A 4,403-nucleotide genomic window follows, 5' to 3' on the forward strand; every position below is an offset into this window, starting at 1 on the left:
TGGATCAACAAATACTACATCCTGGACCTGCAGCCCGAGAACTCGATGATCCGCTGGCTGTCGGCCCAGGGTTTCACCGTCTTCGTCTGCTCCTGGGTCAATCCCGACCGGGACAAGGCGGACTTCGGCTTCGACGACTATCTGGAAAAGGGCGTCTATCGCGCGGTCGAAAAGGTGCTGGACCAGACCGGCGCCAATCATGTGAACACCGTCGGCTACTGCATCGGCGGCACCCTGCTGGGCGGGGCGCTGGCGCACATGGCGGCGCGCGGCGACGCGCGGGTTTCGGCCGCCACCTTCTTCGCGGCCCAGCATGACTTCGCCCAGGCGGGCGACCTGTTGCTGTTCACCGACGAACACTGGCTGAACGAGATCGAGCAGCAGATGGACGCCGCCGGCGGCGTCCTGCCCGGCGCGGCCATGGCCGACACCTTCAACGCCCTGCGCGCCAACGACCTGATCTGGTCGTTCTTCGTCAGCAACTATCTGATGGGCAAGGCGCCGCCAGCGTTCGACCTCTTGTTCTGGAACGCCGACCAGACCCGCATGCCCAAGCGGCTGCATATGGATTATCTGCGCAGCATGTATGGCAAGAACGCCCTGGCCACCGGCGCCTTCGACATGGGCGGCGAGCGCATCGATCTGAGCAAGGTGCGCATCCCGCTGTATTTCCAGGCCAGCCGCGAAGACCATATCGCGCCGATGAACTCGGTCTATCGCTCGGCCCGCGCCTTTTCCGGCGCCGACGTCACCCTGACGCTGGCGGGATCGGGCCATATCGCCGGGGTGGTCAATCCGCCCGGCGCGAACAAATACCAGCACTGGATCAACCCGGCCCTGCCCGCCACCCTGGCCGAATGGCAGTCGGGCGCGGCCGAACATCCCGGCAGCTGGTGGCCGCATTGGGCGGATTGGCTGCATGAGAAATCGGGCGGCTGGGTTCCGGCGCGCGATCCGGCTAAGGGTCGGCTGAAACCCGTCGAGCCGGCCCCCGGCGCCTATGTGAAGGTGAAGTCTTGAAACTGGACGCCAACGCCCTGCTGGCCGTGACCACGGTCCTGGCCCTGACGCTGATCGTCACCGTCGCCTGTTCGCTGGGCCCCGATGGGGTCGCGCCCAAATACATCGGGGCGGCGGCCATGAGCGTGTTCGGCTTTCTGTTTCTGAACCGGCTGTGGATGATCAGCCGCAAGCGCAAGCCCAAGGCCCTGATCCAGCCGGGCCAGCCCGCCACCCTGGTCATGGCCCTGACGTTCCCTCTGGCCATGGTGCTGTCGGCCGCCCTGCCGCTGATCGCGCCCAATGGCGACTATGGGATCATGATCATCATGGCCGGGGTGTTCACCGGCCTGGCCATCCAGTCGGCCGCCGCCGCCCGCATGACCGAACGCCAGGACTGACAAAAAAACAGCCCGACGCTGCCGCCGGGCTGGATCAGGTTCGGTGATGGTGGGTGTCCTCAAAGACAGAAGACAGTCCGTTGATCCGCCGGTTTGGTTAACGAAACATAAATCGGCCTATTCGCCCGCATCCGGCAACCAGGTGACCTGTCGCCCGCCCGAGGACGACATCCACGCCAGACGCCAGCCGGCGCCCGCGCGGGCCGCGACGGGACCGGCGCCGGCTTCTCCGGGATAGTCATAGACCCGCGCGCCCACGCCCAGCCGCACCGGCCCGCCGGCCGGTCCCGCGACCGCCGTCCATCGCCCGTCCGCGCCCGCCAGAACGGTCATGCCCGAACCGCCATTCAGGGTGATGCGCACCGTCTGGCCCGCCGGCGCCCGCCCGGACAGCGCCAGCATCCGCCCATCCGAATCGACCGCGCCCAGGGCGCCCGCCCCATCCAGCCGTCGTCCCGCCACACCCGCCGCCAGCATGACGACCGGTCCGTCGGCGCCGCCCAGGATCAGCAGACGCTCCGGCGCCGGCGCGGCGTCCTCGCCCGTCTGAACCTCGGGGATCAGCGACAGGTCATGATCGGCCGCGCCGATGCGAATCTCGAACCGGCCGCTGTCGTCCGCAGAGGCCGCAAAGGCCGATCCATCGCCGCCCCGCAACACCACCCGCGCGCCCGGCGAGGTCTGGCCCGACACCGTCAGGGCGCCGGCGCTGCGTCGCACGCCGTCGATGCGGGGCGGCGTGACCCATTTGGACGCCGTCGCTTCCGCCGCCGGCGCGACGCCGGGTTCGGGCTGGGAACAGCCCGCCGCCAGCCCCAGGACGGCGATCATCATCGGCAGGCGTTTTCTCGCGGTCATGAAGGCTCTATGGCTAAGGACCAAGGCGCATCCGGGCCTCGGACGCCGTCATCCCTAACGCGTGTGTCCGGCCCTGTCTCGCCGTCTTCAGCCCGAGGTTCCATGTCGTCCGCCCCCCCGCCCCAGATTTCGTCCTTCGACGACCTGTCGGTCTGCCTGTTCTGCGGCTCGTCCGACGCCGCGCATCCCGACTATATCGAGGCCGCCTCCCATTTCGGTCAGGCGATCGCCCAGCAGGGCTGGCGACTGGTCTATGGCGGCGGCGGGGTCGGGCTGATGGGCGCCTCGGCGCGCGGCGCCCATGAAGCCGGCGGCAAGGTGCTGGGAATCATGCCCGCTTTCCTGCGCAGCCGCGAACGCCTGTTCGACGAGGTCGAGACAGTGGTCGTGGACACCATGCACGAGCGCAAGATCCTGATGTACGACCATTCCGACGCCTTCGTGGTGGCGCCGGGCGGTGTAGGCACGCTGGAGGAAGTGGTCGAACTGCTGTCGTGGAAACGGCTGGACCTGCACGGCAAGCCGATCATCTTCCTGAACATCCACGGATTCTGGGAAACCTTCTTCGCCCTGATGGAACACAGCGTAGCCGAGGGCATGACCCCGCCGTCCTTCCTGCAGGCCTGGGAAGTGCGCGACACGGTGGCCGAGGTCGTGGCCCTGCTGAAGGAAGGTCGCGCCGGAAACACGGGTGCGGCGTCGGGTGCGACACCCGAACCCTTGAAATATGATCAGCGATAAGTAACCGTCGATAAGTCCGCCTTCCGAAGTCCGTCCTCTTTCAAAACCTGTCTTGACAGTTTCGATAAGCAACGGCCTATGAGGGCATCGGGGGCCTTTCGCCCCTACTGGGATTTATCGGAGACCCTCCCCATGCGTGCTCTGCTCGTCGCCGCGGCCGTTCTGATCGCCGCCCCCGCCTTCGCCCAATCGGCCCCGGCCGCCACGCGCCTGACCCTGGCCGACGCCTCCAAGGCGCCCGCCGGCCGCACCATCCTGGACGGCGCCACCTGGCGCTGCGAAGGCGCCGAGTGCACCGCCACCGGCGGCGCCGCCCAGCCCGCGACCCGCGCCTGCCGTCGCGTGGCCCAGCGCCTGGGTCCGGTGACCGCCTTCGTGTGGAAGGGCGTCGAACTGTCGGCCGCCGAAATCGCGACCTGCAACGCCTGATCCGGCTGTCGGCTCGGCCCTAGGTTCTGAACCCCTGAATTTCGTCACCCTCGGGCTTGTCCCGAGGGCCCATGGAGGCTGCGGGCTGGACCGATGGCTGTTCGGGCTGAGGATGGCGACCATCCGCGTTCGAGGGCGACTCAAACATGGGCCCTCGGGACAAGCCCGAGGGTGACGGGGATTTGAAAGTCTTGAATAAGCGGAGCCCAGTTATGGGTTCACACCCTAAACCCTTTTCGGCTCAGCCGGCCTCGCCCTTCAGACGACGGACCATGGCCTCGCGGCCGATCAGCGGGGCCATGGCCGCCATGTCCGGGCCATGCGGCTGACCCGTCAGCGCCAGGCGCAGCGGCATGAACAGCGCCTTGCCCTTGGCCCCGGTCGCGGCCTTTACCGCCTCGGTCCACACGCCCCACGCGCCCGCGTCGATGGTTTCCGGCAGCACGGCCAGCGCGGCCTGTGCAAAGGCCGCATCCTCGATCACCGGCGTGACCGGGCCGCGCACGATGCGCGCCATTTCAACGACATCCGCCAGCTTGTTCAGGTTCGGCCTGACCGCGTCCCAGAAGGCCGCCCCCAGGTCGCAATCCAGGGCCGCCAGACGCGGCTGGACGACGGCATAGTCCATGGCGTGCAGGGCCTGGGCGTTCAGCCGGTCCAGATCGGCGGTGTCATAGCGCGCCGGCGACCGGCCCATCTTGGAAAAGGCGAAACCGGCGCCCAGCGCCTGAACGGATTCGGCGACCTCCAGCGGGTCGGACGTGCCGATGCGGCCCAGGTGGCTGGTGATGGCGATGGGCTCATAGCCCTGATCCCGCATCTCGCTGATCGACAGCGATCCCAGGCGTTTCGACAGGGCCGCGCCATCGGCGCCGACCAGCAGCGGCATATGGGCGAAATCGGGAACCGGCCCGCCCAGGGCCTCGAAGATCTCGATCTGGGCGCCGGTGTTGGTGACGTGGTCCTCGCCCCGGA

6 protein-coding genes are annotated in these 4,403 nt (G+C 68.0%); 4 read left to right on the forward strand and 2 right to left on the reverse strand.

Annotated features, from left to right (window positions below):
* Both Q0581_RS05730 and Q0581_RS05735 read left to right on the forward strand, forming a co-directional pair.
* Nucleotides 1-1,020, forward strand: a 1,020-nt coding sequence (locus Q0581_RS05730; RefSeq protein WP_298698480.1) for an alpha/beta fold hydrolase, incomplete at its 5' end; no start/stop codon positions are given.
* Nucleotides 1,017-1,400, forward strand: a complete 384-nt coding sequence (locus Q0581_RS05735; RefSeq protein ID WP_298698483.1) for a hypothetical protein — start codon at nt 1,017-1,019, stop codon at nt 1,398-1,400. The genes Q0581_RS05730 and Q0581_RS05735, both read left to right, overlap by 4 nt.
* A gap of 117 nt (nt 1,401-1,517) precedes the next feature.
* On the opposite strand, the gene Q0581_RS05740 is transcribed toward Q0581_RS05735, so the two are convergent.
* A complete protein-coding gene (locus Q0581_RS05740; RefSeq protein WP_298698486.1) occupies nt 1,518-2,258 on the reverse strand; it encodes a hypothetical protein in 741 nt (246 codons plus the stop codon).
* 102 nt (nt 2,259-2,360) lie between these two features.
* Between Q0581_RS05740 and Q0581_RS05745 the strand changes: the two genes are divergently transcribed.
* Both Q0581_RS05745 and Q0581_RS05750 read left to right on the forward strand, forming a co-directional pair.
* The gene (locus Q0581_RS05745) at nt 2,361-2,999 is read left to right on the forward strand and encodes a TIGR00730 family Rossman fold protein (RefSeq protein ID WP_298698488.1); all 639 of its coding nucleotides are present in this window, start codon (nt 2,361-2,363) and stop codon (nt 2,997-2,999) included.
* A 132-nt stretch (nt 3,000-3,131) separates the two neighbouring features.
* Nucleotides 3,132-3,428 carry a hypothetical protein gene (locus Q0581_RS05750; RefSeq protein WP_298698489.1) on the forward strand — a complete coding sequence of 99 codons (297 nt, stop codon included), beginning with the start codon at nt 3,132-3,134 and terminating at the stop codon, nt 3,426-3,428.
* Nucleotides 3,429-3,669: 241 nt separating this feature from the next.
* Here Q0581_RS05750 and Q0581_RS05755 read toward each other — a convergent pair.
* The coding region (locus Q0581_RS05755; RefSeq protein ID WP_298698491.1) for a glutamate--tRNA ligase family protein at nt 3,670-4,403 on the reverse strand (734 nt) is incomplete at its 5' end.

It is taken from the genome of uncultured Brevundimonas sp. (assembly GCF_937863155.1).
In the GTDB taxonomy this organism is placed as follows: Bacteria; Pseudomonadota; Alphaproteobacteria; order Caulobacterales; family Caulobacteraceae; genus Brevundimonas.

Bases quoted from the DNA above. Each gene is read 5' to 3' on its own strand.
- Q0581_RS05740 (WP_298698486.1), bottom strand. From the start codon at position 2,258: ATGACCGCGAGAAAACGCCTGCCGATGATGATCGCCGTCCTGGGGCTG.
- Q0581_RS05745 (WP_298698488.1), top strand. From the start codon at position 2,361: ATGTCGTCCGCCCCCCCGCCCCAGATTTCGTCCTTCGACGACCTGTCG.
- Q0581_RS05750 (WP_298698489.1), top strand. From the start codon at position 3,132: ATGCGTGCTCTGCTCGTCGCCGCGGCCGTTCTGATCGCCGCCCCCGCC.